The sequence below is a fragment of the Gordonia sp. LUNF6 genome (assembly GCF_047041125.1).
GTDB lineage: Bacteria > Actinomycetota > Actinomycetes > Mycobacteriales > Mycobacteriaceae > Gordonia > Gordonia sihwensis.
On sequence record NZ_CP178181.1, the window covers coordinates 3,375,335 to 3,401,661 of the forward strand.

Annotated in this window: 24 protein-coding genes; 9 read left to right on the forward strand and 15 right to left on the reverse strand. The window is 69.0% G+C overall.

Annotated elements, in window-relative coordinates:
• The first annotated feature begins 162 nt into the window (after window positions 1-162).
• Window positions 163-1,149: a FecCD family ABC transporter permease gene (locus ACK8HH_RS15820; protein ID WP_412475329.1), complete on the forward strand. Its 987-nt coding sequence runs from the start codon at window positions 163-165 to the stop codon at window positions 1,147-1,149.
• Window positions 1,146-2,210: a FecCD family ABC transporter permease gene (locus tag ACK8HH_RS15825; protein ID WP_222111716.1), complete on the forward strand. Its 1,065-nt coding sequence runs from the start codon at window positions 1,146-1,148 to the stop codon at window positions 2,208-2,210. Before ACK8HH_RS15820 ends, ACK8HH_RS15825 begins: the two co-directional genes overlap by 4 nt.
• Window positions 2,211-2,231: 21 nt before the next feature.
• Here ACK8HH_RS15825 and purT read toward each other — a convergent pair whose 3' ends face one another.
• The 3 genes from purT to ACK8HH_RS15840 form a co-directional block, all read right to left on the reverse strand.
• Window positions 2,232-3,749: a formate-dependent phosphoribosylglycinamide formyltransferase gene (purT, locus tag ACK8HH_RS15830; protein WP_278125078.1), complete on the reverse strand. Its 1,518-nt coding sequence runs from the start codon at window positions 3,747-3,749 to the stop codon at window positions 2,232-2,234.
• Between the two features lie 304 nt (window positions 3,750-4,053).
• Entirely contained in the window at window positions 4,054-5,532 is a 1,479-nt protein-coding gene (locus tag ACK8HH_RS15835; RefSeq protein WP_412475330.1) for a DUF222 domain-containing protein, read from the reverse strand.
• A 54-nt stretch (window positions 5,533-5,586) separates the two neighbouring features.
• Window positions 5,587-7,023 (reverse strand): PLP-dependent aminotransferase family protein, encoded by a 1,437-nt coding sequence (locus tag ACK8HH_RS15840; protein WP_412475331.1) that lies wholly within the window; start codon window positions 7,021-7,023, stop codon window positions 5,587-5,589.
• 125 nt (window positions 7,024-7,148) lie between these two features.
• Between ACK8HH_RS15840 and ACK8HH_RS15845 the strand changes: the two genes are divergently transcribed.
• Window positions 7,149-7,790 (forward strand): pyridoxamine 5'-phosphate oxidase family protein, encoded by a 642-nt coding sequence (locus ACK8HH_RS15845; RefSeq protein ID WP_006896145.1) that lies wholly within the window; start codon window positions 7,149-7,151, stop codon window positions 7,788-7,790.
• Here ACK8HH_RS15845 and ACK8HH_RS15850 read toward each other — a convergent pair.
• Entirely contained in the window at window positions 7,712-9,319 is a 1,608-nt protein-coding gene (locus ACK8HH_RS15850; RefSeq protein WP_006896144.1) for an adenylate/guanylate cyclase domain-containing protein, read from the reverse strand. The two genes, ACK8HH_RS15845 and ACK8HH_RS15850, sit on opposite strands and share 79 nt — an antisense overlap.
• Before the next feature lie 12 nt (window positions 9,320-9,331).
• The gene (locus ACK8HH_RS15855; protein WP_006896143.1) at window positions 9,332-10,618 is read right to left on the reverse strand and encodes an adenylosuccinate synthase; all 1,287 of its coding nucleotides are present in this window, start codon (window positions 10,616-10,618) and stop codon (window positions 9,332-9,334) included.
• Between the two features lie 89 nt (window positions 10,619-10,707).
• On the opposite strand from ACK8HH_RS15855, the gene ACK8HH_RS15860 reads away from it, so the two are divergent.
• Together ACK8HH_RS15860 and ACK8HH_RS15865 are read left to right on the forward strand one after the other, a co-directional pair.
• Window positions 10,708-11,367 (forward strand): hypothetical protein, encoded by a 660-nt coding sequence (locus tag ACK8HH_RS15860; protein ID WP_412475738.1) that lies wholly within the window; start codon window positions 10,708-10,710, stop codon window positions 11,365-11,367.
• The gene (locus ACK8HH_RS15865; RefSeq protein ID WP_006896141.1) at window positions 11,364-12,143 is read left to right on the forward strand and encodes a site-2 protease family protein; all 780 of its coding nucleotides are present in this window, start codon (window positions 11,364-11,366) and stop codon (window positions 12,141-12,143) included. The genes ACK8HH_RS15860 and ACK8HH_RS15865 overlap by 4 nt, the downstream gene beginning before the upstream one ends.
• A 40-nt stretch (window positions 12,144-12,183) precedes the next feature.
• Here ACK8HH_RS15865 and ACK8HH_RS15870 read toward each other — a convergent pair whose 3' ends face one another.
• From ACK8HH_RS15870 to ACK8HH_RS15880, 3 genes are all read right to left on the reverse strand, one after another.
• On the reverse strand, window positions 12,184-13,116 hold the full coding sequence (locus tag ACK8HH_RS15870; protein ID WP_006896140.1) for a cation diffusion facilitator family transporter: 933 nt from the start codon (window positions 13,114-13,116) through the stop codon (window positions 12,184-12,186).
• Between the two features lie 64 nt (window positions 13,117-13,180).
• Window positions 13,181-14,335: an FUSC family protein gene (locus ACK8HH_RS15875; RefSeq protein ID WP_006896139.1), complete on the reverse strand. Its 1,155-nt coding sequence runs from the start codon at window positions 14,333-14,335 to the stop codon at window positions 13,181-13,183.
• A gap of 20 nt (window positions 14,336-14,355) precedes the next feature.
• Window positions 14,356-14,799 carry a DUF3151 domain-containing protein gene (locus ACK8HH_RS15880; RefSeq protein ID WP_006896138.1) on the reverse strand — a complete coding sequence of 148 codons (444 nt, stop codon included), beginning with the start codon at window positions 14,797-14,799 and terminating at the stop codon, window positions 14,356-14,358.
• 240 nt (window positions 14,800-15,039) lie between these two features.
• Here ACK8HH_RS15880 and ACK8HH_RS15885 point away from each other — a divergent pair, with 240 nt between their 5' ends.
• Entirely contained in the window at window positions 15,040-16,011 is a 972-nt protein-coding gene (locus ACK8HH_RS15885) for a hypothetical protein (RefSeq protein ID WP_233500157.1), read from the forward strand.
• 92 nt (window positions 16,012-16,103) lie between these two features.
• On the opposite strand, the gene fbaA is transcribed toward ACK8HH_RS15885, so the two are convergent.
• The gene (fbaA, locus tag ACK8HH_RS15890) at window positions 16,104-17,138 is read right to left on the reverse strand and encodes a class II fructose-bisphosphate aldolase (protein WP_062366561.1); all 1,035 of its coding nucleotides are present in this window, start codon (window positions 17,136-17,138) and stop codon (window positions 16,104-16,106) included.
• Between the two features lie 149 nt (window positions 17,139-17,287).
• Here fbaA and ACK8HH_RS15895 point away from each other — a divergent pair, with 149 nt between their 5' ends.
• On the forward strand, window positions 17,288-17,992 hold the full coding sequence (locus ACK8HH_RS15895) for a DedA family protein (protein WP_006896135.1): 705 nt from the start codon (window positions 17,288-17,290) through the stop codon (window positions 17,990-17,992).
• Between the two features lie 104 nt (window positions 17,993-18,096).
• Window positions 18,097-18,975 carry a DUF559 domain-containing protein gene (locus ACK8HH_RS15900; RefSeq protein WP_375003542.1) on the forward strand — a complete coding sequence of 293 codons (879 nt, stop codon included), beginning with the start codon at window positions 18,097-18,099 and terminating at the stop codon, window positions 18,973-18,975.
• 30 nt (window positions 18,976-19,005) lie between these two features.
• Here ACK8HH_RS15900 and ACK8HH_RS15905 read toward each other — a convergent pair whose 3' ends face one another.
• The 3 genes from ACK8HH_RS15905 to ACK8HH_RS15915 are packed head-to-tail and all read right to left on the reverse strand — an operon-like array spanning window position 19,006 to window position 21,222.
• On the reverse strand, window positions 19,006-19,686 hold the full coding sequence (locus tag ACK8HH_RS15905) for a TrmH family RNA methyltransferase (RefSeq protein ID WP_006896133.1): 681 nt from the start codon (window positions 19,684-19,686) through the stop codon (window positions 19,006-19,008).
• Window positions 19,679-20,245 carry an orotate phosphoribosyltransferase gene (pyrE, locus tag ACK8HH_RS15910; protein ID WP_006896132.1) on the reverse strand — a complete coding sequence of 189 codons (567 nt, stop codon included), beginning with the start codon at window positions 20,243-20,245 and terminating at the stop codon, window positions 19,679-19,681. Before pyrE ends, ACK8HH_RS15905 begins: the two co-directional genes overlap by 8 nt.
• A 53-nt stretch (window positions 20,246-20,298) precedes the next feature.
• Entirely contained in the window at window positions 20,299-21,222 is a 924-nt protein-coding gene (locus ACK8HH_RS15915; RefSeq protein ID WP_006896129.1) for a hypothetical protein, read from the reverse strand.
• Window positions 21,223-21,291: 69 nt separating this feature from the next.
• Between ACK8HH_RS15915 and ACK8HH_RS15920 the strand changes: the two genes are divergently transcribed.
• Entirely contained in the window at window positions 21,292-22,503 is a 1,212-nt protein-coding gene (locus tag ACK8HH_RS15920; protein ID WP_412475332.1) for a M20 family metallopeptidase, read from the forward strand.
• A 187-nt stretch (window positions 22,504-22,690) separates the two neighbouring features.
• Here the strand turns inward: ACK8HH_RS15920 and ACK8HH_RS15925 are convergent, their stop codons facing one another.
• The 3 genes from ACK8HH_RS15925 to ACK8HH_RS15935 are packed head-to-tail and all read right to left on the reverse strand — an operon-like array spanning window position 22,691 to window position 26,321.
• Window positions 22,691-23,068 carry a PPOX class F420-dependent oxidoreductase gene (locus ACK8HH_RS15925; RefSeq protein ID WP_006896127.1) on the reverse strand — a complete coding sequence of 126 codons (378 nt, stop codon included), beginning with the start codon at window positions 23,066-23,068 and terminating at the stop codon, window positions 22,691-22,693.
• 29 nt (window positions 23,069-23,097) lie between these two features.
• On the reverse strand, window positions 23,098-23,790 hold the full coding sequence (locus ACK8HH_RS15930) for a response regulator (RefSeq protein ID WP_006896126.1): 693 nt from the start codon (window positions 23,788-23,790) through the stop codon (window positions 23,098-23,100).
• Entirely contained in the window at window positions 23,790-26,321 is a 2,532-nt protein-coding gene (locus ACK8HH_RS15935; RefSeq protein WP_412475333.1) for an ATP-binding protein, read from the reverse strand. The genes ACK8HH_RS15930 and ACK8HH_RS15935 overlap by 1 nt, the downstream gene beginning before the upstream one ends.
• Window positions 26,322-26,327 lie beyond the last annotated feature (6 nt).

Consider the following 26,327-nt stretch of genomic DNA (forward strand, 5'->3'; position numbering starts at 1 on the left):
GTGTCGTCGGTCGGTAGGTCGACTGGTCCCACCCTTACTCGTGTATCGGGGCTCGCACAGACCTTTGTTACCCAATCGTTCAGGAGACGCACAGGATTGAGACCATCGCCAGACCTGCCCCGGGCCGGGTTCGGCGCCATGACTTAGGTAAGGTATGCCTTTGTGAAAAAGGTGATCGGGGCCGTCGTTCTGGTGGTCGCCATAGGCATCGCGTTCGTCGCATCGATCGCGATCGGCACACGCGACGTGCCGCCGGGTGAGGTCCTGAACGCACTGCTGCACGGATCGAGCAGTCCCGACGGGCTCGGAGTTCTGGTCCACAGCAGGCTGATCCGCACGGTGCTCGGTCTCGTGGTGGGACTGGCGATCGGCGCGGCCGGCGCACTCGCGCAAGGGCATACGCGCAATCCGCTCGCCGACCCCGGTCTGCTCGGGATCAACGCGGGCGCTGCCTGCGCGGTGGTCACCGGGGTCTTCGTCTTCGGTACCTCCGGCCCTCTGGCCAACACCGTCCTGGCGCTGGCGGGCGCGTTCGTCGCCGCGGCGGCGGTGTTCGGGCTGTCGACGGTCACCGGATCGTCGCCGCTGACACTCGTGCTGGCCGGAGCCGGGCTCAGCGCGTGTCTCACGGCGGAGTCCTCCGCACTCGTCCTCTCGGACGGCGCCACCCTCGACACCTGGCGGTTCTGGAACGTCGGAGCCGTCTCGGGCCGCGGCGCCGACGTGCTGTGGACCACGCTGCCCTTCATCGTGGTGGGACTGGTTCTCGCCTTCGCGGGCGGATGGTTCCTCAACCTGATGAGCCTCGGCGACGACATGGCGACGGCATTGGGCGGTCGCGTCGGTCTCATCCGGGTCACCGGCATCATCGGCATCGCGCTCCTCGCCGGGGCCGCGACCGCCGCGTGCGGGCCGATCGTGTTCCTCGGGCTGATCGTTCCCCATATCGCTCGCGCGTTCACCGGGCCCGACTACCGCTGGATCGTCCCCTACTCGGCACTCGCCGGCGCACTTCTGATCCTGGTCTGCGATGTCATCGGCCGGGTCATCGCCCGGCCGGGCGAGGCACAGGTGAGCGTGGTGCTGGCGTTGATCGGCGGGCCGATGCTCATGATCATGGTCCGACGCAGGAGGCTCCCGACCGTATGACCGCCACCGTTCGCCCGCCCATCACGATCGGCGTCGGCAGCGCCCGATGGGTCGTCCGCCGCAGACTCGCGGCCTGCTCCCTCGCCGGCGCCCTGCTCGCGCTGGTCCTCTTCCTGATCGGGCTGTCGGTGGGGTTCACCACGCCCGTCGATGTGGCGCGCATTCTGCTCGGCGGCGGCCGCGTCGCCGAGAACATCGTCATCTTCGACGACATGCTGCCGCGTGTGCTCGTGGCGGCGCTGGCCGGCTTCGGCCTCGGTCTCGCCGGTTGCCTCACACAGGTGATCACCCGCAACCCGCTCGCCGTCCCGGACATGCTGGGCATCACCACCGGCGCGAGTGCCGGTGCCGTACTTGCCCTGACCTCGGCGAGCACCGGATTCGGCGGCTTCTTCGCGAACCTCGGCGTGCCGCTGTCGGCGCTGATCGGCGGCCTCGCGACCGCGGCGCTGATGTACGTGCTGGCCTGGACCAAGGGCCAGGTGGTCACCAGCACACTGCGCCTCATCCTCATCGGTGTCGGGATGACCTGGATGATGCAGGCCGCGGTCGGATACCTGATGTCACGTGCGGACCTGCACGACGCCGCGAGCGCGCAGACGTGGATCATCGGCTCGCTGGCGAATACCGGCTGGAGTTCGGTGCCGCCGGTGGCGGTGGCCGCGGCCATCGGAATCGTCTGGACCGCGATCATCGCGCGCACGCTCGCCGTCAGCGGCCTCGGGCCCGACGTGGCCCGTGCGCTCGGCGTACGTCTCGGCGTCGTCACCTACGGAACGCTGCTCACCGCCGTGGTGGTCGCGTCGCTCGCGGTGTCGGCGGCCGGGCCCATCGCCTTCGTGGGCCTGGCCGCGCCGCAGATCGCCGTCCGCCTGGCCCGCAGTTCTCAACCCACGCCGGTGTTCTCGGGCGTGGTCGGGGCGTGCATCGTCCTGGCCGCCGACATCGTGTGCCGCACGGTCCTGCCCGACGGTCTGCCGGTGGGCGTGGTCACCGCGGCGGTCGGCGGACCGTTCCTCGTCTTCATGATCGTGCAGGCGGCACGCAAGTCCTCGGTGTAGCGGATCGTCGGTGCCGGCGGATCAGCTCATACCCGGCGGGATCCGCCCGGGTCGAGGGGGCGGGGGTCCGGCCGGTCGCTGGCCACCGGGCCCCACCGGTCCGCGCGGTCCCGGCTGCGCCATCGGTCCAGGACGCTGCGGAGGTCCCTGAGGCATCGGAGGTCGGGGCATCGGGGGCGCCTCGCGCCGAATCGGGCGCTCCGGAACCCGGATCGCCTGAGTTCCCGCCTCCATCGCCTCGGTATCGGTCTCGTCGGCCGGCGACGGCGCGGTCTGCGGAATCGGCTTGATCTCGGTCGGCGTCTCCGCGTCGTGGTCCGCGCGCAGAGGCGTCACCAGTCCCGCTGCGCGCGTGGCCTTCTCGCGCGCGATCTCAATCGTGGGTGCGGTCGCCACCGCCACCCCCATCCGCCGGCGCGCGTAGCTCTCGGGCTTACCGAACAGGCGCAGATCCACGTCGGGATCGGCGAGGGCGTCGGCGACGCCTGCGAATCCGATGGCCGTGTCCTCGTGCTCGCCGTAAATCACCGCCGAGGCGCCGGGCGCACGGGCAATCGTGTTCACCGGCAGTCCGAGGACGGCTCGAGCGTGGAGTTCGAACTCCGACAGGCGCTGCGTGGCCATGGTGACCAGACCGGTGTCGTGCGGGCGCGGGCTCACCTCCGAGAAGTAGACCTCGTCGCCTTTGATGAAGAGTTCGACGCCGAACACTCCCCTGCCGGTGGCGACCCCGTCGCCCATCGCGGTCGCGATCCGGGCCGCGATCGAACGCGCTATGTCGTAGGCGGCCGGGCTCATCGGCTGCGGCTGCCAACTCTCGACGTAGTCTCCGTCCACCTGGCGGTGGCCGATCGGATCGCAGAAGTACGTGGCCAGTCGCCCGGTGGCCGGGTCGACGGCGCGGACCGTGAGAAGAGTGATCTCGTAGTCGAATTCGACGAACCCCTCGACGATCACGCGGTCGTTGTTGACTCGGGCTCCGGTCCGGGCCGCCTCCCACGCCGCGTCGACGTCCTCGGGGCCGCGAAGGACCGACTGCCCCTTGCCCGACGACGACATCACCGGCTTCACCACACACGGGAATCCGATGCTCCCGGCCGCCGCGCGCATCTCCTCGAGCGATCCCGCGAAAAGGTACGGGGACGTCGGCAGGCCGAGTTCTTCGTCGGCCAGCCGCCGGATGCGCTCGCGATTGAGAGTCGCGGAGACGGCCTTCGCACTCGGGATCACTTCGGCGATCGACTCGGCTTCCACTCGCTCCAGGGCTTCGGTTGCGATGGCCTCGATCTCCGGGAGCACGTAGTGCGGGCGATGTTTGTCGATCACCGCGCGCACTTGGTCCGGATCCATCATGTCGATCACCTCGGCGTGGTGCGCCACCTGGTGCGCCGGGGCGTCGGCGTAGCGATCAACGGCGATCACTTCGACGCCGAACCGCTGCAGCGCGATCGTGACCTCCTTGCCGAGTTCGCCCGAGCCGAGCAGCAACACCTTCACCGCGGTCGGACTCAGCGGAGTTCCGATCACCTTTGCAACCATGCCCCGGATTCTACGGGTGCACAGCTCCGGAGACGGTCGGCGCTCGCTCGGCCGAATGACCTCGTGAGCGGGCGGTGCACCGAACGCACACGTTCTACGCTGGGGGTATGACCGAGTGGCGTGCACCTCGTGCGGCCGCCGGGGTCAAGGAGCACTGGAGCCTGCTGGCGGCAGCGCAGCAGGATCGGCTCGTAATACCGAACGACTGCAACCCAGATCATCGTGCCGTCGGAGGAACTTCATTCACTGCTGCCGAGTTCCGCTGAGGCCGCTGGCCGCATGCTCCCGGGCCGGGTGTGTCCGGTCAGGCGGCCAGGAGTGTGTCGAGGTAGTTCTCGATCCGGGATTCGCCCGGTTCGGGCGGCGGCTGGGGTTGGTGGTCCGGGAGGAGTTCGGCGTGGTGGATCTGGTTGATCCGCCATCCGGGCGGTCTTGTCCCGCCGCGGCTGGTTATGCCGCTGGGTCGCCAGGCGATGCGGCCGGCGTGGGGTCCGTCGATGAGGATGGTGGTCTGCCATTGGCCGGGGCGGGGGCCGACGGAGCGGTTGTGGCGTCCGCATGCGGCGCCGAGGTGGTCGATGTCGGTGGGGCCGCCGTCGGCCCAGTCGGGGAAGTGATGGGCTTGGGTGCGGGTGAACGGGGCGTCGCAGCCGGGGGCGGTGCAGCCGCGGTCGCGGGCGAAGAGCATCAACCGCTGTGCCCGCGACGCGAGCCGACGACCTCGTCCGAGGTAGAGGGCTTGCCCGGTGTGGGCGGAGAAGACGGCCAGGTGCGGGGTTGCGGTGGCGGCGACTTCGATCAACTCCGCCACCGGCACCCGAGTCCCGGTCCCGGTCAACGCCACCCCGGCCCGCTCGGCCAACTCCCGGTCGGTGACAGTGATGACCAGATCACCGGCCCGCCGACCACCCCCAACACCACTGCGGGAGGCGCGCAGCAGCGCCTGCAGACCATCATGGGTGCGCTGCCCCGGCGTGCGAGTATCACGCTCCACCGCGGCCGCCAGAGCGGCCGGGTCCGCCGACTCCACGGTCCCCGACGGGGAATCCGGGTCGTCGGGATTGTTCATCCCCGGTGCGGCCCACGACGGCAGTGCGGCTTCCATTTCCGCCCGCAACGCCGGAGTCAGATACCCGCGGACTTTGCTCATCAACCGCAGATCCTGCGGCAGCACAGCGAAGCCGCGCAGGCGTTTGCGGTCGCGTTCGTCGGTGACGGTCCCGTCCGGATCCAGGTGCGCCAGCAGTCGGATGCCGGCGGTGCGGACACCGGCCGGACTCAACTCGCGGGCGACCCACGCCAGCTGTGCCTCGGCGCGTGCTCGGGTGTCGGCGTCGATGGCGGTGGGGATCTTGTCCATGACGGCGTCGATCTCGCGGACGTGGTCGGCACCGATCGCACCCTCGCCCACCGCGACCGCGGTCGCCGGCAGTACCGGTTCGCGGGTCTGGCCTTGCAGGTCGGTGAACCGTCCGATCCCGGCGGCACTGACACGTCGGCGGCGGGCGGCACCGTCACCGAGCCGCAACCCCTGCGCCAGATACTGATGCACCGACAAATACCCCGCCTTGCGATACACGGCCCGGTCGGAGACCTCCACCAGCACCGCGGCGTCGACACCGTCGAGACGACGATGCGTACGCTCCAAGGTCTCGACAGTTTCCAGCAGGGCGTCTTCGGTCACCGCGGACAGCGGCAGCGACGCGAACTTGGTCGCCGCAGCCTCCAACAGGCGGGCGAGAGCGGCCGGATCGTCCGGCAGCAGCACCTCCGACGTGACCATCGAACCCACCCCCTTTCGACCTGCACAGTGTCCGAAAACACTTCTGCTGTGCTTCTATGTTCGAATCATACCGCCGCCCTCCGACAAAACCTCTGGCACAGCCCGCCGAAGCGCCTCGGCGAATCTCACCGCCGACGCCGGCGTCAATCGTGCGTAGCTGACGACGACCCCGTCCACCGACTGCTTGTCTGCCAACGGGTAGTCGGAGACGGCGCGCACCAGCCATCCCGATCGTTCCAGTCGATCACGCACCTGGGCTCCCGGAACGCGGTCGATCACGATCGTCGCGTGCAGCCCGGCGTCGACGCCGATGATCGGCATCTCCGGACAGCGCTCAATCACCGCCGCCGACAACGCATTTCGTCGATCACGATAGGTGCGGGCGACCTTCGCCAGATGCGTCGCGAGGTGGCCGCGGGAGATGAACTCCGCGAGGGTGCCCGCCACCGGCTCCGCCACCGACCACGCACGCTCGGCGTACCTCCGCCCTACGGCGTCGGACAGCACGCCCGGCGGCACCGTCCACGCGACCGCCAACCCGACGGTGAGCGTCTTCGACGCTGTGCCCACATACCCCACGAATTCGCGCGCACCGGGAAGTGCCTGCAGAGCGGGCAGCGGCGGAACGTCGTACCGGAACTCGCCGTCGTAGTCGTCCTCGATGATCACCGAGCCGGTCCGGCGCGCCCACTCCACCAATCGCGCGCGTCGATCCACCGACATCCGGTGGCCGAGCGGATACTGGTGCGCAGGCGTCGTGTACACCAGGCAGCGATCGTCCGGCAGCCGGCCGACACACACGCCGTCCGCGTCCACCTCCACCGGTTCCACCGAGAAACCGGCGCGCGCGAGTTCCCGCTGCGCCTCCGCGTATCCGGGCGCTTCGACGAAGGCGCGCCGAATCCCCGAGTCCCACGCCGCCTCGCCGAGCAGTGCGAACCCACATGACGATCCGGGAGTCAGCAGGATCTCTTCGGCGTGCACCCCTCGATGCCTGCGCAGGTGCTCCCCCAGTGCGGCCGTCAGAGCCGTCGTCCCGGCCGTCGACGGCTCGGGCGTCCACGTCGCCGCCCGCACGCAGCTGCGCCACCGACGCGCGTCGATCAGCGAACCGTCCGGCACCCCGGGCCGCAGATCTCCGATGATCCGCGGAACCGCACCCTCCCCACGCACGACGACGGGCGCCGATTCCTCCGTCACATGCGATCTCGCGCCGAGCCGTACCGCCGCGCGCGCACCGGCACGCACCCGTGTGCCCGCACCGGGGATCCCGTCGAGGAAGCCGGCCGCGATCAGTTCGTCGTAGCAACCGGTCACCACCGATCGCGAGCAGCTCAGTTGCCGGGCCAGCACTCGGGTGGACGGCAGCCAGTCGCCCTCGGCGAGCCGGCCGTCGACGATTGCGGCGAGGAGTTCATCCACCAATCGTCTGCTCCGCACCGGCGTGGGCAGACTGATCGGCAGATGGACGTCCCGGGGAGTCCGCGCCACGACGTCACCTCGCCTTCCGGCGACCGACCTCTGACATCCGAGGCCCGACCACCATCGATACTGGTCTCCAGAATTGCTCGATTCTGGATCTTCTCTCAAGTCCAGTATGGCTCTGTACTGGAGTCATGGAGAACTTGACCCGCAAGCGCGACCGCCAGAGCACCGACCGCGACAGCCTCGACCGTCTCCTCGACCAGCAGTGGTGGGGAGTGCTGTCCACGGCCTTCGGTGAGGGAGGCACCGCCGCCGTACGCAGCGTGCCCACCCTGCATGTGCGCGACGGCGACCGCATCCTCCTGCACGGATCCACCGGTGCCGGAGTGATGGGATCACGCCGCCCCGCCGATCAGCGCTCGGCCTTCTGCGTCACCGCGATGGACGCCCTCGTCCTCGCGAACTCGACATTCGACTCCACCGTGCATTTCCGCTCGGCGGTGGTCTACGGCCGACTGGAGAACGCACGGGCCGACGACCGCGCCGAACTGCTGACCCGGTTCACCGACCTACTCACACCCGGCCGGAACGACGAGGTACGTCCGATGACGAAACGGGAGATCGCGGCCACCAATGTGACGGTTCTGCGGATCGAGGAGGGCGAGTGGGTCTACAAGGCGAATGCCGGCGAGGGCGTCGTCCGCCCCGACGACGAGGTCACCGCGTGGTGCGGCGTGATTCCGTTCACCAGCGGCTACGGGGTGCCGCGCGCGGCCGAATGGTCCTCCGACCGTCCGCTGCCGGAGTCGGTGCGCCGGCTGGTCGGAGTGTAGATCCGTGTCTGAGCCGACCGTCCGCGCAGGACGAGCGCGGTGCGCGGCGACCATAGACGCGCCTCGTCGTCCCCTGCCGCCGCCACCGCCCGCTCCGACGCGAACGGCAGGTGCGGAGCCTCTTTGGCGGCCTCCGACAGTCGTGCGCCCTCGTTCACCGGGTCGCCGATCACCGTGAACTCGAACCGCTGAATCGCGCCGACGTTCCCGGCCACCACGGTCCCGAAGCTCACCCCGATACCCGCCTTCAACTCCGGCACGTTGCGGGCGAGACGATCGGCGATCTCGCGCGACGCGGCCAGCGCTGCGCCCGCGGGATCGTCGATCTCCAGGGGCGCGCCGAAGATCGCCAGGACCGCGTCTCCCTCGAACTTGTTCACCAGGCCCCGGTGCGTCTCCACCGCCTCGACAACCTGCTGAAAGAAGCGGTTCAGCACCGCTACCACCTCGGTCGGTGTGTGCTCGGTGGCCAGTGTCGTCGAGCCGATGACGTCGACGAAGATCACCGCGACGGTCCGCTCGGCGCCGCCGAGCTCCGGATCGCTTCGCAGCGCCTGCGCGGCCACGTCGCGGCCGACGTGACGTCCGAAGATGTCGCGCACTCGCTCCTGCTCGCGCAGTCCCGCGACCATGCTGTTGAACCCGAACTGCAGTTCCCCCAGTTCGGAGGCGTCGTAGACGACGAGGTCGACGGCCGGACTGACGTCTCCGCCGCGGACTTTGCTCATTCCGGCCTGAACGTTGCGGATCGGTCCGGTCACATCCCAGGAGAACAGGAACATCGCGAGCAGGCCGACTGCGGCAGCCACCGCCACCAGCACCGTCACCGAAACGAACACGCCGACCAACGACGAGCGACCGCTGGTGGCCGCGAACAGCACCACCATGAACACGCCGCTCAGCGGGACGCCGGTGCCGATGAGCCACGCACTGAGGGCTCGCGACCGGACGGAGCTGCCGCGCACGGAGAAACCCGCCTGCATGAGCTTGGCGTACACCGGCCGCAGCAGCACGTCGACGAAGATGTTGACGATGGCGATCACGACGATGCCACTCATCAGAACGATGAGCACCACTTTCGGGATGAGGATCGGGTCGACCACGCCGTACCAGATACCCAGCATCACCGCGGCACCCACCCACAGGAGTGCCTGGAGCGCAGTCAGCCGACGGCGCGCCCACGCGGTGCGCCGCGCGTCGTCCCGAGTCGGCACTTGGTCGCGCATCGACCACTTGAGTGACCGGACCGTCATCACCGTGCCGACCAGCACGCCCAGTGCCAGCGAACACACGATGTACACCGGCAGGGCCAGGAAGTTGACCCATACGAGATCGCCGCGCAGGAACGAGGGGTCGGGGATACCGACCAGCGCGAGCGAGATCGCCACCACGATCCCGATCAACTGCGCCCCGACGATGGTCGTCGTCAGGAGCAGCTGGATCCGGATGCGCTGCCTGCGCGGCCCCTCATCGACCGCACCGAGCAGCGTCGACCCGTAGTCGCGACTGAGCCCGCGCGGCTCGTTCATCGAGGTCGCCGGTCAGACGAGCTGATGCCGGACGATCGTCTCGTCACGCCCGGGGCCGACGCCGATGCACGAGATGCGCGCACCCGACAGCTCCTCGAGCCGGTGGATGTAGTTCTGCGCATTCTGGGGCAGTTCGTCGAAGGTACGGCAGCCGGAGATGTCTTCCCACCAACCGGGCATCGTCTCGTAGATCGGCTTGGCGTGATGGATGCCGGTCTGTGTCATCGGCCAGTCCTCCACCCGCTCGCCGTCGACCTCGTAGGCCACGCAGATCGGGACCTCTTCCAGACTCGACAGCACGTCGAGCTTGGTGAGGAAGTAGTCGGTGATGCCGTTGACGCGGGTCGCATACCGCGCGATGACGGCGTCGAACCAACCGCAGCGACGGGCACGTCCGGTGGTCACGCCGACCTCGCCGCCGGTCTTGGCCAGGTACTCGCCCCACTCGTCGAAGAGCTCCGTGGGGAACGGGCCCTCACCGACGCGCGTGGTGTACGCCTTCAGAATGCCCAGGACCGTCGTGATCTTGGTGGGCCCGATGCCCGCGCCCACCGACGCGCCGCCGGCGGTCGGATTGGACGACGTCACGTACGGGTAGGTGCCGTGGTCCACGTCGAGCAGCGTGCCCTGCGAACCTTCGAGCAACACGGTCTCACCGCGTTCGAGCGCCTGGTTCAGCAACAGCTGGGTATCGGCGATCCGGTGCTTGAACCCCTCGGCCAGCTCCAGCGTCTCGTCCACCACCTGCTGCGGGTCGAGACCCTTGCGGTTGTAGATCTTGGTGAGGATCTGATTCTTGATCTCGAGCGCGGCCTCGACCTTCTGCGCGAGGATCTTCTCGTCGAGCACGTCGGCCACGCGGACGCCCACGCGGGCGATCTTGTCCTGGTAGCAGGGCCCGATGCCGCGACCGGTGGTACCGATCTTGCTGTTGCCCAGGAAGCGCTCGGTGACCTTGTCGATGGCGACGTGGTACGGCATCAGCAGATGCGCGTCGGCCGACAGCATCAGCGAAGTCGTGTCGACGCCGCGGTCCTCCAGCCCCTTGAGCTCGGTGAGCAGAACGCTCGGGTCGACGACGACGCCGTTGCCGATGACGTTCTTGACACCGGGCGTCAGAATCCCCGACGGAATCAAGTGCAGCGCGAACTGCTCGCCGTTCGGCAGGACCACAGTGTGTCCCGCGTTGTTTCCGCCCTGGTAGCGCACCACCCACTGCAGCTTCCCGCCCAGCAGATCCGTCGCTTTACCCTTGCCTTCGTCGCCCCACTGGGCGCCGATCAGCACAATCGCAGCCATATCAGGTGCTCCTCCTAACGTGCCCACCCTACTGGGTCGCGGTCGAAATGTTGGTCCCCGCTGCCGTATAGCCTGGGTAGGTGCCCTCTCTGCTGATCACGGTCAGCCCCGGCGACGAAGTACCGTCCGCCCTGACCCGCCACCTCGCCGGCCTGCTCGACGACCCGTCGGCCGGCTCCGCCGCCACCGCTTCCGCCGGCGCCGCCCCCCGGATCGTGGTGGCCCCCACCGACTCCGATGCGATGGCGCCGGACGCGTTCTTAGCGCGGGTCGTCGCCGCCCTGATGAAGCTCGAACGTCTCGACGTCGAGGTGGCCTACGTCGCACCGCACGTCACCGCCGCTACCGGGAACTACGGTCTACCGCACGGCGATGCCGCGATGCGTCTCGCCGAAACCGGTACGGCGCAGCAGCTTCCACTCATCCGAGACGATGCCGCGACAGTCCTCGTCGGACGGGCACGACATCTGGGGGCAGCGGGCGAGAAGCTGCACGGCGAGTGCATCGCCGACTCGGCGACGATCTTCGACGGCACCGTCCGCGCGGTGGAGATCGAGCCACTGACCGTCGAACCCGGAGTCCGCGGCCGCCGCGCCCGGGCGCTGCCCGGCGGATGGAAGAGCGGCCGGGCGGTTCAGACCGGAGGCACCAACCTCGTGGTCGAGCGCGAAGGCGAACTGACCGACCGCGTCGTGAAGCGATCCACCTTCTATCGGCATCACATCGACTGGAGACTGGTGCGACCGTGACCACCCCGACCACCGCGGCCCTCAAGTCCGTTCGACCCGGACCGGTGTTCCTCGGGCTGTGCGCGGCCTTCGCCGTCGGCGTGTACCTGCTGCTGCGGTCCGGCGCGGAACGCAGCGCCCTCGGCATGTTCGGCGCCCTGCTCTTCGTGCTGAGCGGATGGGTGATCTCGTTGTCTCTGCACGAGTTCGCGCACGCGTTCACCGCCTTCCGCTACGGCGATCGGTCGGCCGAAGTCCGCGGGTATCTGACTCTCGATCCGCGCAAGTACACCCACGCGGGGCTGTCGATCGCCCTGCCGCTGCTGATCGTCGCGCTCGGCGGCATCGGCTTCCCCGGCGGAGCGGTCTACCTCAACACCGCGGCCTTCACCCCCGCGCAGCGCACCAAGGTGTCGCTGGCCGGCCCGGCGACCAACCTGGTCCTCGGACTGGCGCTTCTGGCGGCACTCGCGTCGACCACTCCCACCACCGCGAACCTGAACCTCTGGGCCGCCACCGCCGCACTGGCATTCCTGCAGTTGTCGGCGACGCTGCTCAACATCCTGCCCGTGCCCGGGTTCGACGGTTACGGCGCGCTCGAACCGCATCTGCCTGCGAACGTCCGTCAGGCGGCGGAGAAGATCGCACCCTTCGGCTTCCTGATCCTGTTCCTGCTGCTGTTCATCCCGCAGCTGAACTCCGCGTTCTTCGGCCTCGTCTACCACGCGTTCGAGGCCTTCGGAATCAGCCCGGCGTTCGTCTCGTACGGGATCCGCTTGTTCGCGTTCTGGCTGTAGGCGCTGCTCCGCACTTCGGGTCGAGACGTTCAGTCCGCTCTCACCAGGTGAGACTTTCGCATTGGGAGCGGTCGCCGGGACGTTCCACCTGGACTGTGGCGTGCTCGAGGCCGCGTTCGGCGAAGACCCGCTGCGCGGCAGTGAGCGCGGCACAGTGATCTCCGGTGCTGCTCAGATGCACCGTCGCCACGTCCATGCCGGTCGTCACCGACCACACGTGCAGGTCGTGCACGTCCTGCACCTCGGGCAGGGCGGCGAGGTCGGCACGCAATTCGTCCAGGTCGACGTGGGACGGCGCCTGCTGGTTCAGGATCTTGAGTGCGTCGAGCGCGAGCTTCACCGCGCGCGGCACCACCCACAGTGCGATGAAGACCGCGACGATCAGGTCCGCATATCCCCAGCCGGTGGTCATCGCGACCACACCGGCGATGAGCACCCCGACGCTGCCAACCGCGTCGGCGAGCACTTCCAGGTAGGCCCCGCGAATCGCGAGCGACGTGCCCGAGTCGGCCCGCAACAGGTACATGACGATCACGTTGGCGGCCAGCCCCAGCAGCGCCACCACGATCATCGGCCCGCCGGGCACCTCCGGATTCGTCCCGAGTCGGACGACGGCCTCGTACAGCACGTAGACGCCGACGCCCAGCAGCAGCACTGCGTTGAGGACGGCGGTGAACACCTCCGCGCGGTACCACCCGAAGCTGCGGCCGTCGGTCACCCGGCCGTGGCGGGCGAGCAACAGTGCCACCAGCCCCATCGTCAGTGCCACCAGATCGGTCGCCATATGCCCGGCGTCGGCGACGAGGGCGAGCGAGCCGAACAGCAGGCCGGTGACCAGTTCGACGACGAAGAACGTGCCGATCAGGCCCAGCGACACCGCCAGCGGCCAGATCCGCCGATGCCCCGCGTCCGGTCGTGCCAAGTCTGCCGCGGTCGGGCCGTGACTGTGGCCGTGTTCGTGATCAGCACCCATGACCTCAATATATGCGAACTTTTGCATATATGACAAGAGTGCTGCGTCTGGTGATCTCGAGTACTCATTTGTTCAGGTGCAACTGCGCAATGGCGGACGAACGCTTGAGTCCGGCGACCATCAACAGATCCACCAGAAGCGAGCGCAACTCCACCAGCAGCGCGGCCTCCGAGAGGTCCTCGACGTGGTCGGCCAGCGACGTGCGCGCTCTGCGCACCACCGAGCGCACCTCGCGCGCGGCGTCTGCCGGATCCGGCGGCTGACCGGGCTCGGCGAGCATCATCGCGCGCAGGGTCTCGAACAGTCCGCCGATGTCCTCGATGATGTCGATCATCGGCTCTTCCACCGCCACCCCGCGCTGCGTCAGCCCCAGCGCCCGCCGCGTGACCACGCGGAAGTTGCGGACAGCGTTGTCGATCGGATCGGCGGTCGCGGCGATCTTGCGCAAACGGTCGCGCGAAGCCCAGTACAGCGGTGAGAGGGTCCCGACCTCACGCCCGGCCAGAATGTCGGCCCGGAGGCCGTCGACGGCGGGCTGGGTGCCACGGGCCGCCGCAAGGACCCGATAGACCGCGTCCTCGTCCCGCGCGCGGAGCGCCTCGGCGAGGTCGTGGCTCAGATCGCGCAGAGTGTTCAGAATGCCCGCGGCGTCGCGGCGCGCCCGCCGAGCCGGATTCACCGGCACCAGCGCCCCCACGAGCAGGCCGATGCAGCCGCCCACCAGCGCGTCGACCGCACGCTGATAGCTCGCCGCACCGCCGGGCGGCAGCAGTGTTGCGATGAGCACCGCCGACGACGCCGCCTGGGTCGGGAGCATCGGGCCGCCGTCGACGAACACCGCGAGGGCCATCGCCGCCGCGACCACAACCGTGATCTGCCACGCACCGGATCCGATCTGGGTCACCACCAGGTCGCCGACGAGGATCCCGATGGAGACCCCGACGATCAGCTCCGCCGAACGACGCCAGCGGCGGGCCAGCGACAGCCCGAGGGACACCACCGCCGCGATCGGCGCGAAGAACGGCCGAGCGTGGTGAAGTAGGTCGAAGGCCACGAACCAGGCCAGCCCCGCGGCGATGGCGCACTGCGCGATCGGCACCAGCGACAGCCACAGTCTGCGCACCCGAACGCGCAGGACCGACGGCAGTCGCTGCACGCCCTGCGACCCCAGGTCGCGGAACGACGCCTTGGACTCCGGTTCTTCAGCGGCCTCGTGCACTCACACCACGACCGTCGGTGTCAGTCCAGCCCCAGTTCGGCGATCGCGCGGGGATCGCTGTCGTTCAACAGGTCGAGGCACCGCAGGTACTCGTCCTCCTCGCCGACGGCTTGCGCGGCACGTGCCAGCGCCCCCACACAGCGCAGGAAGCCACGGTTCTCCTCATGGCTCCACGGGACGGGACCGAAACCCTTCCAGCCGTTGCGCCGCAGCTGATCGAGGCCGCGGTGGTAACCGGTGCGAGCGTAGGCGTATGCGGCCACGACCCGTGCGATGTCCGGTTCGGGGCCGTCCAACGCGCCGTCGAGCGCCGCCTCGGCCAGATGGGCCCAGGCGATCGAGGCCGACGGGTGCGCGGCGGCGACGGCCGCGGGATCGGTTCCGTTCAGCAGAGCCGACTCCGCTTCGTCGTCTCCCGGCAGCAGGGTGGGCGGGGGTCCGAGGAGATCTCCAAATGACGTCACGTAATCATTCAATCACCTGAGTGGGACGCTCCGGAGAAGCTCGAGACCGACAGGTCCGATATCCTGACGCTGCGCGTCTAGCAGTACTGTCCCCGACGAACATTGGAAATTGAGCAGATGTCTGATTCGGACAAAGACACTTCGGCTGCCATCGACAAGGTGGTCGGTGCTTTCCGTGCCCAGCGCGAGCAGGGCAAAGCGGATACGAAGGAAACAGACACGAAGGAAACAGACGCACAGATGACTGCAGAGCCGACCCCGGTCAAGAAGCTCGAGGACGCCCCGGCTCCTCAGGGCGGCGGCAATTCCGAGACGCCCACCAAGGCCTTCAAGATTCCGGCTCAGGCCGCCCCGCAGGGAGCGACGCCGCAGGCGGAGGGCGCACTCGTCGAAGAGACCGTTGTCGGAGACGCGCTCTCGGCCGGCGACGCGGCCACCGGTGACGCGGTGGACGCCGGCACCGACGCGAAGGTCGATCTGGTGAAGGCCGATCTGGTGGAGCAGTCCATCGACCTGCCCGCCGACGATCAGTCCGCGACGCCGACGGCCACCGATGACGAGGCGCCCTCCGACACGGATGCAGCCTCGGCCCCGACCGTCGAGGTCGCCGCCCCGGCCGATCAGCCCGTCGAGGTGCCGGCATCGGAGGCGCCGACCACCGAGATGGCGGTGCCCGCGGCTGTCGCAGCCGGAGCCGCAGCAGCCGGTGCCGCCGCCGCACCTGCGGGTCGGCCCGCACAGGCCAAGCCCGCGCCGCAGGTGGTCGCGCCGGCCGAAACGCAGCGCAAGCGCAGCCGTGGCAAGCTGATCGGCCTCCTCGTCGCCGCGGTCATCGTCATCGCGGCGATCGCGGTCGGCCTCTGGTATGCGCTGGTCGGCAGCTCACCGGAGCACAAGGTGGCCGACGCCGCCAAGGACTACCGGAGCGCGATGACCTCGGGTGACCTCGGCAAGCTGCGCGAGGTGACCTGCGGCGCGGATTACGCGTACTACTCCAAGGTCTCCGACGCCGACTTCCAGAAGGCCTTCGAAGCCCAGAAGAACCGCAATGAGCTGATGACCTTCGACGACGTCAAGGCCGTCCAGATCAACGGTGACACCGCACGCGTCGGCGTCGACATGTACCCGAGCAACGATCCTTCGAAGACCGCGCCCGCGCAGATCACGCTTCACCAGATCGACGGTGAATGGAAGGTCTGCCTGAAGCCGTAACGCCCGCGGTCCCGCACTTCACGAGACGGTCCCCCGGAGCATCGCTCCGGGGGACCGTCTCATCTCGTATCGGGCGCGTGCGGCCCGGCCGGTCAGCGGCCGATCGACTTGCCGGACGACCCGAGGTCGTTGCACGCCTCGACCACGCGCTCGGCCATCGAGGCCTCTGCCTTCTTCAGGTAGCTGCGCGGGTCGTAGACCTTCTTGTTGCCGACCTCACCGTCCACCTTGAGCACACCGTCGTAGTTGGTCATCATGTGACCGGCCACCGGGCGGGTGAACGCGTACTGGGTGTCGGTGTCGACGTTCATCTTGATGACGCCGTAGCCGACGGCCTCCTCGATCTCGCTCTTGAGCGAGCCGGAGCCGCCGTGGAAGACGAAGTCGAAGGGCTTGGCCGACGCGTCGAGACCGAGCTTGGCGACCGCGGCGTCCTGGCCCTCCTTGAGGACCTCGGGGCGCAGCTTCACATTGCCCGGCTTGTAGACGCCGTGGACGTTGCCGAACGTGGCGGCGAGCAGGTACTTACCGTTCTCGCCGGTACCGAGCGCGTCGACGGTCTTCTCGAAGTCCTCGACCGAGGTGTAGAGCTTGTCGTTGATGGCGTTCTCGACGCCGTCCTCTTCGCCGCCGACGACGCCGATCTCCACCTCGAGGATGATGTTCGCCTCCTTGGTCTTGGCGAGCAGTTCCTTCGCGATCTCGAGGTTCTCGTCGATCGGGATGGCCGAGCCGTCCCACATATGCGACTGGAACAGCGGGTTCTGCCCCTTCGCGACACGCTCGCGGGAGATCTCGATCAGCGGTCGGACGAAGCCGTCGAGCTTGTCCTTGGGGCAGTGGTCGGTGTGCAGCGCGATGGTGACGTCGTACTTCTCGGCGACGACGTGGGCGAACTCGGCGAGGGCGACGGCACCGGTGACCATGTCCTTGACACCCAGACCCGAACCGAACTCAGCACCGCCGGTCGAGAACTGAATGATGCCGTCGCTGCCGGCATCGGCGAATCCCTTGATGGCCGCGTTGACGGTCTCCGACGAGGTGCAGTTGATGGCAGGGAACGCGTAACCGTCCGCCTTGGCCTTGGCCAGCATCTCGGCGTACTTCTCGGGGGTTGCGATAGGCATTCTCACGTCCTAAGAGAGCCAGTGGATGTTTTCCACTCGATTGTTAGCTGTCCGATCCAGTATGACGGTTGCCTCGCCGGGCCGGGCCGGTCCCCTGCCAAGGACATCGTTAAGGGTTCTCGAAGCGACTGCCGGTAGGATCGGGGCCTGTGATCGACACTCTGCTTGCCGAGACCACGACGAACGTGGCACTGATGCCCGGCTTCATGGATCCGTTCAATCTGATCGGGTACTTCGGAGCGGCCGCATTCTGGGGTCTGCTCCTCGTCATCTTCATCGAGTCGGGCGTCCTGTTCCCGGTGCTGCCGGGCGACTCGCTGCTGTTCGTCGCTGGTCTGATCGCCGCAGGCGAGGCGGGCGAGAACGCAGCCAAGGTCGCCGACTCGGGCCTCACCCTGTGGCCTCTGCTGATCGGCGTCCCGATCGCGGGCATCCTGGGTGGCCAGGTGGGTTACTGGATCGGCCGCTACGCGGGGACGTCGATGTTCAAGCCGGATGCGCGCTTCCTCAAGCAGCGCTACCTCGACGAGGCGCACGAGTTCTTCGAGAAGCACGGACCCATCACCATCTTCCTGGCGCGTTTCGTACCCATCGTGCGCACGTTGGCCCCGATCGTCGCCGGCGCCGCGCGGATGAAGTTCGCCGTCTTCACGATCTACAACGTGGTGGGCGCGATCGTCTGGGGCGCGGGCATCGTCCTGCTCGGCTACTGGCTGGGCCAGTTCGAGATCATCCAGAAGCTCATCGAGCCCATCTTCATCGTGATCGTGCTGATCTCGGTGCTGCCGATGGTCTTCGAGTGGCTGCGCCGTCGCCGGATCCAGAAGAGCGAGAGCCCGGTCGAACTCGACTGATCTCGGCCGAGCCGTGAATCCTGTCGAGTTGGTACCCGTGGCGGGTACCAACTCGACAGGATTCGCAGTGGAACCGAACGGCACTCCGCCGCGTCTAATCAGATGTGGGGGATACAGGGGACGTCGCGGCCTACTTGGCGGCGCACGACGGCGTCATCACGGCAACGCAGGCGATCGAGCTGGGGCTGACCCGCAGGCAGATCCAGGGCAGGATCGAGCGCGGCGAGTGGTCCGCCCTGGCGCGGGGCGTCTACCGATCGGCGGCGAACGACTTCACTGAGGCCGCGATGGTCCGCGCAGCGGTTCTCGCGCACCGCGGCGTCGCCGACCGGACCACCGCCGCGTGGTGGCACGGCATGGTGGATCAGTTGCCGACGCATCTCACCCTCTCGTGCCGGTCGCAGGCGCCTTCCCTCGAGTGGCCGGTCGGCGTCCGTGCCGTGCGCCGCGTGTACCGTCCCGAATCGCTCACCCGGGTCCGCGGGCTGTCGCTGACACACAAGCCGCTGACCGCACTGATGACCGCTGTCGAACTCGCCGAGGGCACCGCATTCCTCGACCGCATGCTGCAGACCCGGCAGGTCCGGCTCGCCGACCTGGAGCGCGCGCTCACCGACCACGCCGGTCTGGTCGGGATCCGCGAAGCCCGCGGGCTCGTCCGCATCGCGGGGTCCGACAGCGAGTCCGAGGCCGAGCGACTCTTCGCACGTTTACTCAGGCAGTGGCGACTCGACGGGTGGGTGCAGCAGTTCCCGACCGGCGGGTGGCGACTCGACTTCGCCTGGCCCGACCACCGGCTGGCCGTCGAGATCTCCGGCTGGAGTTTTCACCGCGATCCGCGGCGCCACGGAAACGACCTCGCCAAGGCGAACCACCTTCAGTCACTCGGGTGGCGCGAACTGCAGTTCAACTGGCACATGATCAACGACCGCCCGTCCGACTGCATCCAGCAGGTGATCGACGCGCTGAACCACCCCGTCTGAAGCGCGGATGAACGGCGAACCGGAAGCCGATCACCACGCCTGATCGAGGTCGGCGTGCTGGGCGATCCACGAGTGCATGACGATGCCCGCGGCGACGCCCGCGTTGATGCTGCGGGTGGACCCGAACTGCGCGATGGAGACCGTGAGATCGGCGCTGTCCTGCGTCTCGTCGCTGACGCCGGGTCCCTCCTGGCCGAACACCAGCACGCACCGCCGCGGGAGTTCGGTGCGTTCCAGCGCCGCCGCGCCGGGTGTGTTGTCGACAGCGACCACCGTCAAATGCTCCGCGCGAGCCCACTCCATGAGGTCGGCGACGGTGGAGTGGTGCCGGAGATGCTGGTAGCGGTCGGTGACCATGGCGCCGCGCCGATTCCAGCGGCGGCGTCCGACGATATGCACCTCGGCCGCGAGGAAGGCGTTCGCGGTCCGCACCACCGTGCCGATGTTGGCGTCGTGTCCCCAGTTCTCGATGGCGATGTGGAACTCGTGGCGACGCGTGTCGAGGTCCGCGACGATCGCCTCGCGGGTCCAATAGCGGTAGGCGTCGACGACGTTGCGCCGATCCCCCTCCGCGAGGAGCGTGCGGTCGTAGCGGGGGTCACCGGGCAGCGGTCCCTCGCATTCCTCGAGCCACGGGCCGACACCGACGGCTGGACCGACACCGGTGACCCACTCGGTGGGCCCGACGGCGTCGTCGGGCCGGTCAGGCAAGGCCGAGGTCGGCCAGCCCGAGGAGCGACCGGTACGGCACACCGAGCGCGGTGATGACATCGTCTGCGCCGGTCGCACGATCCACCACGGTCGCGACCCCGACCACCTCGGCACCGGCCTCGCGCGCGGCCTCGACCGCCTGCGACGGCGACGCACCGGTGGTCGACGTGTCTTCGACCACCAGCACGCGACGCCCCGCGATGTCCGGGCCCTCGATCCGGCGCTGCATGCCGTGCGTCTTGGCGGCTTTGCGCACCACGAACGCGTCGACGGCCCGACCGTCGGCGTGCATGATCGACGTCGCGACCGGGTCCGCGCCGAGCGTGAGTCCGCCGACGGAGGCGTAGTCCCAGTCCGCGGTCAGCTCTCGCATCAGCTGACCGATCAGCCGTGAGGCCTCCGAGTGCAGCGTCGCGCGACGCAGGTCGACGTAGTAGTCGGCTTCCTTGCCCGACGACAGCGTGACCTTGCCGTGCACGACGGCCAGTTCGGTCACCAGTTCGGCGAGGCGGGCGCGCGCGGCGCCGTCGACGGCGGGGGTGGCATCGGATGCCGACATGGGTCACCAGCTCCTAAGAGGGCTTCGAGAGGTCAGGGGTCCGGGCTGGCGGATCAGCGTTCGCGCGGGTCGTTCAGCGGCGGAAGGTCCGGCGGAGCGAAACGCTCCCGGGACGTGCGGGGATCGGCGACCGGTCGCGGCGCAGGCCGCCGGATCGGCTCGATCCGCGAGGTGCCCGCGGAGTCGGGCGGGCGCGGTGTCGCGTCCAGCCGAGACGGGCGCGGCTCCGGCCGCGGGGCCGGCTGTGATGCCGATGCCTCCATCCGGCGACGACGCTCCTTGTCGCGCAGAGACTCGGTCTTCTCGTCGGCCAGTTCCTCGTTGGTGGGACCGTGCGGATCGCGCGGGTCGGGCGCGTCCTGCGGCACCACGGCGGGCGGCAGCACGCGCAGCAGATCCGCGAAGCGGCGAACGGCGTCGAGTGCGACGTCGAGACGCTCGTCCTCCACCGTCACCGGCATCGCGCCGAGCGCCCAGTTGCCCTCGTTCCACAGGATCTCGACGTAGGCCGGGGTGTCGGTGGCGAGTGTCACCATGCGGCGGTCGCAGATCCGGCGTGCGGCGTCGAGATTGCTCGCGAACATGACGCGCGATCCCATCGCGCCGAGCAGATCCACATCGTCTTCCGCGGGCGCGAGCACATCCTCGTAGCGCAGGTCCACGGTCACCGCCGACGCGGCCGGACGACGCACCGCGACGATGGTCGACGTGTCTTCGAGGTCGAAGACCACGGCTTCGGCACCCTCGTAGACGCCGTAGGCGACATCGCGCACCCGGACGTGCTCCGGCACGTCCATCGCGGCACGATGGAACACGGTGCGAAGCTTGCTGTCGGTCTCGCGGAACTTGAAGGAATGCGTCTCGCCCCACACAGCACGCTGGTGGTGAACCTGTTGCGACCGGTTCCGGTCCAGCCACAACAGGGCGCCCGCACCCAACAGCGCGAGCACCGCAATCACGAAATACACAATGGCCATCGGGCATAGCCTACTATCGAGGGCTCCCTGTGCGCCCGACGACTCGAAGCTGAAGGAGAAAGGCCGACGATGAGGACTGTCAGTCGAGACGTCGTCGACGCTCTGGCAGCCGCTGTCGACGCCGCCGAGGTCGAGGCGCTGACGTGTGCGCTGATCGCCGAGGCGAGCGTCAACCCAGGTGGCAGCGAGGAGTCGACCGTCGCGGTTCTGGCCGATGCGTGCCGCGAAGCGGGGTTCGACGTCGAGGTCTCCGAGGCCGCGCCCGGCCGGCCGAATCTGATCGCGACGGTCAACGGCGACGCCGCCGGCCCGGGTCTGATGTTCCTGGGGCACTCCGACGTCGTTCCGCCCGGGCCCGGCTGGACGGGCGATCCGTTCGTGCCACGTCGTGACGGCGATCTGATCGTCGGACGCGGCGCCACCGACATGAAGGGCGGCATCGCCGCCGTGGTGGCGGCGATGAAGGTCGTCGCGCGTGCCGTCGACGGCGGCGTCGAGGTCTCCGGACCGGTCCGCCTGGTGGTGACCGTCGACGAGGAGGAACACGGGGTCGGGGTGAGGCATCTGGTCGCCGATCCGCCTTCCGGCGAGTACCTCGGATGCATCGTCGCCGAGCCCACCCGGCTCGAGGTGGTTCGCGGTTGCCGTGGCGCGTCGTACTTCGATGTGGCCGTGACCGGCCGCGCGGCGCACTCCGGCCGCCCCAGCGACGGCGCGAGCGCGATCCTCGCCGCGGCGAGGGTGATCGAGCTGATCGACGCCGACCAGCGCCGCATGGCCGCGGACCCGGATCCGCTGCTCGGCTACGGAACGTGGAACGTCGGGACCATCGACGGCGGACAGGGCATCTCAGTGGTGGCCCCGACCTGCGCGATGGGCGTCGACCGTCGGCTGATGCCCGGCGAAGACGTCGATGAGATCGGCAGGCGCCTGTCGGAGGAGATCCGCGCCGCGGGCATCGAGTCCGACGGTGTCGCCGTCTCGGTGACTCCGACGATGTACCTGCCCGGCTTCGCCACCCCGGCCGACGATCCGATCGTCGATGCCACCGCGCAGGCCGTCGCCGACTCCGGGGCGCCCACCCGTGTCGGCGGCTGGACCGCCGCGTGCGACGGCGGCTGGATCAGCACCGCCCTCGGCATCCCCACCGTCGTGATGGGGCCCGGCGACATCAACGGGCAGGCGCATCAGCCCGACGAATCGGTGTCGTTGTCCGAACTCGTCACGGCCGCACAGGCGTATGTGCGGGTCACGCTGTCGTTGCTGGCGCGGGGCGGGTGAGGGTTTCGACTCGCTTCGCTCGCTCAACAAGCCTGGAGAAAGCTCGCACAACAAGCCTGGGGCACCCTCGCTCAATAAGCCTCAGGACACCTCGCGCAACCAGCCTGGAGAACGCTCGCTCAACCAGCCTGGAGAACGCTCGCCCAACCGGCCTGGGGCACGCTCGCACGACAGGCCCTTCGGGGATCTACAGCACGTCGCGGACGCGGATCCCGACCGTCGCCGAAGCGCCCCGGCGCAACGACGATCCCCAGATGGTCAGCCGGCCGATGAGCCCGTACTTGCGGATGATCGCGTCGACGGCTCGCTGCCGGTCGACGATCTCGCCGAGCCCGGCCACCTGAGGTCCGCTGGTGCTGCGCCCGCTCGCGTTGCACGCCTGGACCAGCACATTGTTGTTGCGGCGCAGCCGCTTCACCTTCCACGAATCGCCGACCGTCCACAGCAGCATGTCGTCACCGTCGGGCGCCGCCCACAGCGGCGATGCCACGGGGGTGCCGTCCTTCTTGTAGGTGGTCAGCATGACGTACTTGGCGGCGGCGACTTGGGCGACGGTGGCGGTCATGGCACGAGGGTACTGCCGATCTCCGGCCGTCACCGGACGAAGCGATACCCCATTCCCGCTTCGGTGATGAGGTGCTGCGGATGCGACGGATCGGCCTCCAGCTTGCGCCGCAGCGCAGCCAGGTAGACGCGGAGATAGTTGGTCTGGTTCACGTATGTGGGCCCCCACACGGTGGTGAGGATCTCCCGCTGGCTCACCAGATTCGGTTCGCTGCGCACGAGCAGTTCGAGCACACCCCATTCGGTGGGTGTGAGCCGCACGGGCTCACCGTCGCGCAGGACCCGCTTGCCCATGAGATCGACTTCCAGCGCGCCGGCACGCACCACCGGGCTCTCGGCCGGTGCTCCGGCGACGCTGCCCCGCCTGATCGCCGCGCGCAGACGGGCGAGGAACTCCTCCATGCCGAAGGGTTTGGTCACGTAGTCGTCCGCACCCGCGTCCAGAGCCTGCACCTTGTCGGCGGCGTCGGTGCGCGCCGACAGCACGATCACCGGCACCGACGTCCACCCGCGCAGGCCGGCGAGGACGGTGAACCCATCCATGTCGGGCAGCCCGAGGTCGAGGACCACCACGTCGGGGGTCCGCTTGCTCGCCGCCTCCAGCGCCTGTGCGCCGGTAGCCGCCGTGGTCACGTCGAAGCCCCTGGCGCGCAAGTTGATTCGCAAGGCTCGAAGCAACTGCGGCTCGTCGTCCACCACGAGGACGTGCCCGTGTTCGGCCATCACGCGCCTCCCTCCGGGTCGTGCTCCGCGGGTAGTTCCACGACCATCGTCGTCCCGCCGCCGGGAGTCTGCGCCACCGCCAGCGTTCCTCCGACCGCCGACACGAACCCGCTCGCCACCGACAATCCGAGCCCGACACCCGACGTCTGCCGGTTCTGGTCGCCGTACTGGTGGAACGGAGTGAAGACGCGCGACCGCTCCTCCGCCGGGATACCGGGACCGTGATCGATCACCCGGATTCGGCACCGGCGCTCGTCGGAGTCGTCGGCCGGCACCGACTCGGTGCGGATCTCGATCGCGTCGCCGCCGTGGCGCAGCGCGTTGTCGATCAGATTGGCCAGCGCCCGCTCCAGGAGTCCGGCGTCGGTGACCGCCCAGTCGCATCCGATGTCGACCGTGATCTCCGGAGTCCCCGGCGCCCGACGCGACACGGCGGCGCCCGCGCGGTGGATCACCTCCGGCAAGTAGGTGCGGGTGCGCCGGGGACGGACCACTCCCGCGGCCAGCCGCGACGAGTCGAGCAGGTTGCCCACCAGCGAGGCCAGCTGATCGACGGACTCCTCGATCGTCGCGAGCAGTTCGGCGGTGTCCTCCTCGCTGAACACCACCTCCGGGCTGCGCAGACTCGACGCCGCCGCCTTCGCCGCCGCGAGCGGCGTCCGCAGATCGTGGCTCACCGCGGCCAGCAGCGCGCGCCGCAGCTCATCGGTGCGCGCCAACTCGTCAGCCTCCGCGGCCTCGGCCTCGAGCCGGTCCCGCTCGACCGCCGCGGCCACCTGGCTGGCGACGGCCGCGAGTACCCGCTGGTCGGCGGCTCCCACTTCGGGTCCGCGCAGCAGCAGCTGGTACTCGCCGCCGGCGGCCGGACAGACGGTGTCGGCTTCAGCCGCGGTCAGCGGCGGGTTCTCCCCCACCGAATGCGCGACCGTCTCGGTGCGGTCGTCCTTCCGCGCGACCGCGACCGCGGTCTGCTGGTACGTCTCGCGGACCCGCTGCAGCAGCCCGGAGACCCCCGCCCCGTCGAGGACCGCGCTGGAGAAGAGCGCCAGCAGCTCGGCGTCACGACCTGCGCGCTGTGCCTGCCTGCGTCGGACCGTCGCCGAATCCACCAGTGCCGCAATCGCGACCGCGATGATTAGCATCACCGCGAGGGTGATGATGTTGTCCGGTTCGGCGATGGTGAACGTGAAGGTGGGCGCGGCGAAGAAGTAGTTCAGCAGCAGGCCCGACATCACCGCCGACAGCGCCGCGGGCACCACTCCGCCGAGCAGCGCGACCGCGAGGATCACCACGAAGAACAGTGCGCTCTGACTGGTGAAGCCAAGGTATTCGTTCGTCAGCGCGAGCACCCCGGTGAGTGCGAGCGGCGCGAGCACCGCGAGAATCCAGCTGCCGGGCCGGTGGAATCGCGTGTCGCGGATGTCGAGACGATTCCGCACCGCAGCCTTCTCGTGCGTCACCATGTGGACGTCGATGCGCCCGCTGTCACGCACCACGGCCGCGCCGACGCCCTCGTCGAACAGCCGCCGCCACCGCGACCGCCTCGACGTGCCGAGGACCAACTGCGTCGCGTTCATCGCGCGCGCGAACTCCAGGAGCGTCTCCGGGACGTCGTCACCGACCACCGAATACAGGCGCGCGCCGATGCCCGCCGCCACCTGCCGCAGGCCGCCGACGTCGGCGGCTCCCCGATTCGTCAGACCGTCGCCGCGCACCACGTGCACCACCAGCAACTCGGCGCTCGACCGCGACGCGATCCGCCCGGCCCGGCGGATCAGCCCGGCCGATTCCGGTCCGCCGGTGACCGCCACCACCACCCGTTCGCGCGCCTCCCAGGTCTCGGTGATGGCGTTGGCCGCACGGTAGGCGGCGAGCTTGTCGTCGACGCGATCGGCGAGCCACAGCAGAGCCAGCTCGCGAAGCGCCGTCAGATTGCCCTGCCGGAAGAAGTTGGCGAGGGCGCCGTCGATCCGCCCGGCGTCGTACACCTTGCCCTGGGCGAGTCGCTGCCGCAGTGCACGCGGCTCGATGTCGACGAGCTCGATCTGGTCGGCGCCGCGGACCACCGCGTCGGGCACCGTCTCGCGCTGGGTGACGCCGGTGATGCGGGCGACGACGTCGTTGAGGCTTTCGAAATGCTGGATGTTGACGGTGGACAGCACGTCTATTCCCGCGTCCCGGAGTTCCTCGATGTCCTGCCACCGCTTCTCGTGGCGCATGCCCGGCGCATTGGAATGCGCGAGTTCGTCGACCAGCACCAGTTCCGGCTCACGCGCGAGCACCGCGTCGAGATCCATTTCGAGCAGCACGGTTCCGCGATACTCGACGGGCACGCGATCGATCACTTCCAGCCCGTCCAGCAGTGCCGCCGTCGCCGCTCGCCCGTGGGTTTCGACCACCCCGACCACCACGTCGACGCCCTCGTCGGCGAGTGTGCGAGCCCGCGCCAGCATCTCGTACGTCTTGCCGACGCCCGGGGCACAGCCGAGGAATACCTCGAGCTGGCCCCGTGGTTCCTCAGCTGATGGCATGTCGCC

What these genes read in the sequence shown, in the direction of transcription:
- ACK8HH_RS15825 (WP_222111716.1), top strand. Translation starts at nt 1,146, where the DNA reads ATGACCGCCACCGTTCGCCCGCCCATCACGATCGGCGTCGGCAGCGCC.
- purT (WP_278125078.1), bottom strand. Translation starts at nt 3,749, where the DNA reads ATGGTTGCAAAGGTGATCGGAACTCCGCTGAGTCCGACCGCGGTGAAG.
- ACK8HH_RS15835 (WP_412475330.1), bottom strand. Translation starts at nt 5,532, where the DNA reads ATGGTCACGTCGGAGGTGCTGCTGCCGGACGATCCGGCCGCTCTCGCC.
- ACK8HH_RS15845 (WP_006896145.1), top strand. Translation starts at nt 7,149, where the DNA reads ATGGAGAACTTGACCCGCAAGCGCGACCGCCAGAGCACCGACCGCGAC.
- ACK8HH_RS15850 (WP_006896144.1), bottom strand. Translation starts at nt 9,319, where the DNA reads ATGAACGAGCCGCGCGGGCTCAGTCGCGACTACGGGTCGACGCTGCTC.
- ACK8HH_RS15855 (WP_006896143.1), bottom strand. Translation starts at nt 10,618, where the DNA reads ATGGCTGCGATTGTGCTGATCGGCGCCCAGTGGGGCGACGAAGGCAAG.
- ACK8HH_RS15870 (WP_006896140.1), bottom strand. Translation starts at nt 13,116, where the DNA reads ATGGGTGCTGATCACGAACACGGCCACAGTCACGGCCCGACCGCGGCA.
- ACK8HH_RS15885 (WP_233500157.1), top strand. Translation starts at nt 15,040, where the DNA reads ATGACTGCAGAGCCGACCCCGGTCAAGAAGCTCGAGGACGCCCCGGCT.
- fbaA (WP_062366561.1), bottom strand. Translation starts at nt 17,138, where the DNA reads ATGCCTATCGCAACCCCCGAGAAGTACGCCGAGATGCTGGCCAAGGCC.
- pyrE (WP_006896132.1), bottom strand. Translation starts at nt 20,245, where the DNA reads ATGTCGGCATCCGATGCCACCCCCGCCGTCGACGGCGCCGCGCGCGCC.
- ACK8HH_RS15915 (WP_006896129.1), bottom strand. Translation starts at nt 21,222, where the DNA reads ATGGCCATTGTGTATTTCGTGATTGCGGTGCTCGCGCTGTTGGGTGCG.
- ACK8HH_RS15920 (WP_412475332.1), top strand. Translation starts at nt 21,292, where the DNA reads ATGAGGACTGTCAGTCGAGACGTCGTCGACGCTCTGGCAGCCGCTGTC.
- ACK8HH_RS15925 (WP_006896127.1), bottom strand. Translation starts at nt 23,068, where the DNA reads ATGACCGCCACCGTCGCCCAAGTCGCCGCCGCCAAGTACGTCATGCTG.
- ACK8HH_RS15930 (WP_006896126.1), bottom strand. Translation starts at nt 23,790, where the DNA reads ATGGCCGAACACGGGCACGTCCTCGTGGTGGACGACGAGCCGCAGTTG.
- ACK8HH_RS15935 (WP_412475333.1), bottom strand. Translation starts at nt 26,321, where the DNA reads ATGCCATCAGCTGAGGAACCACGGGGCCAGCTCGAGGTATTCCTCGGC.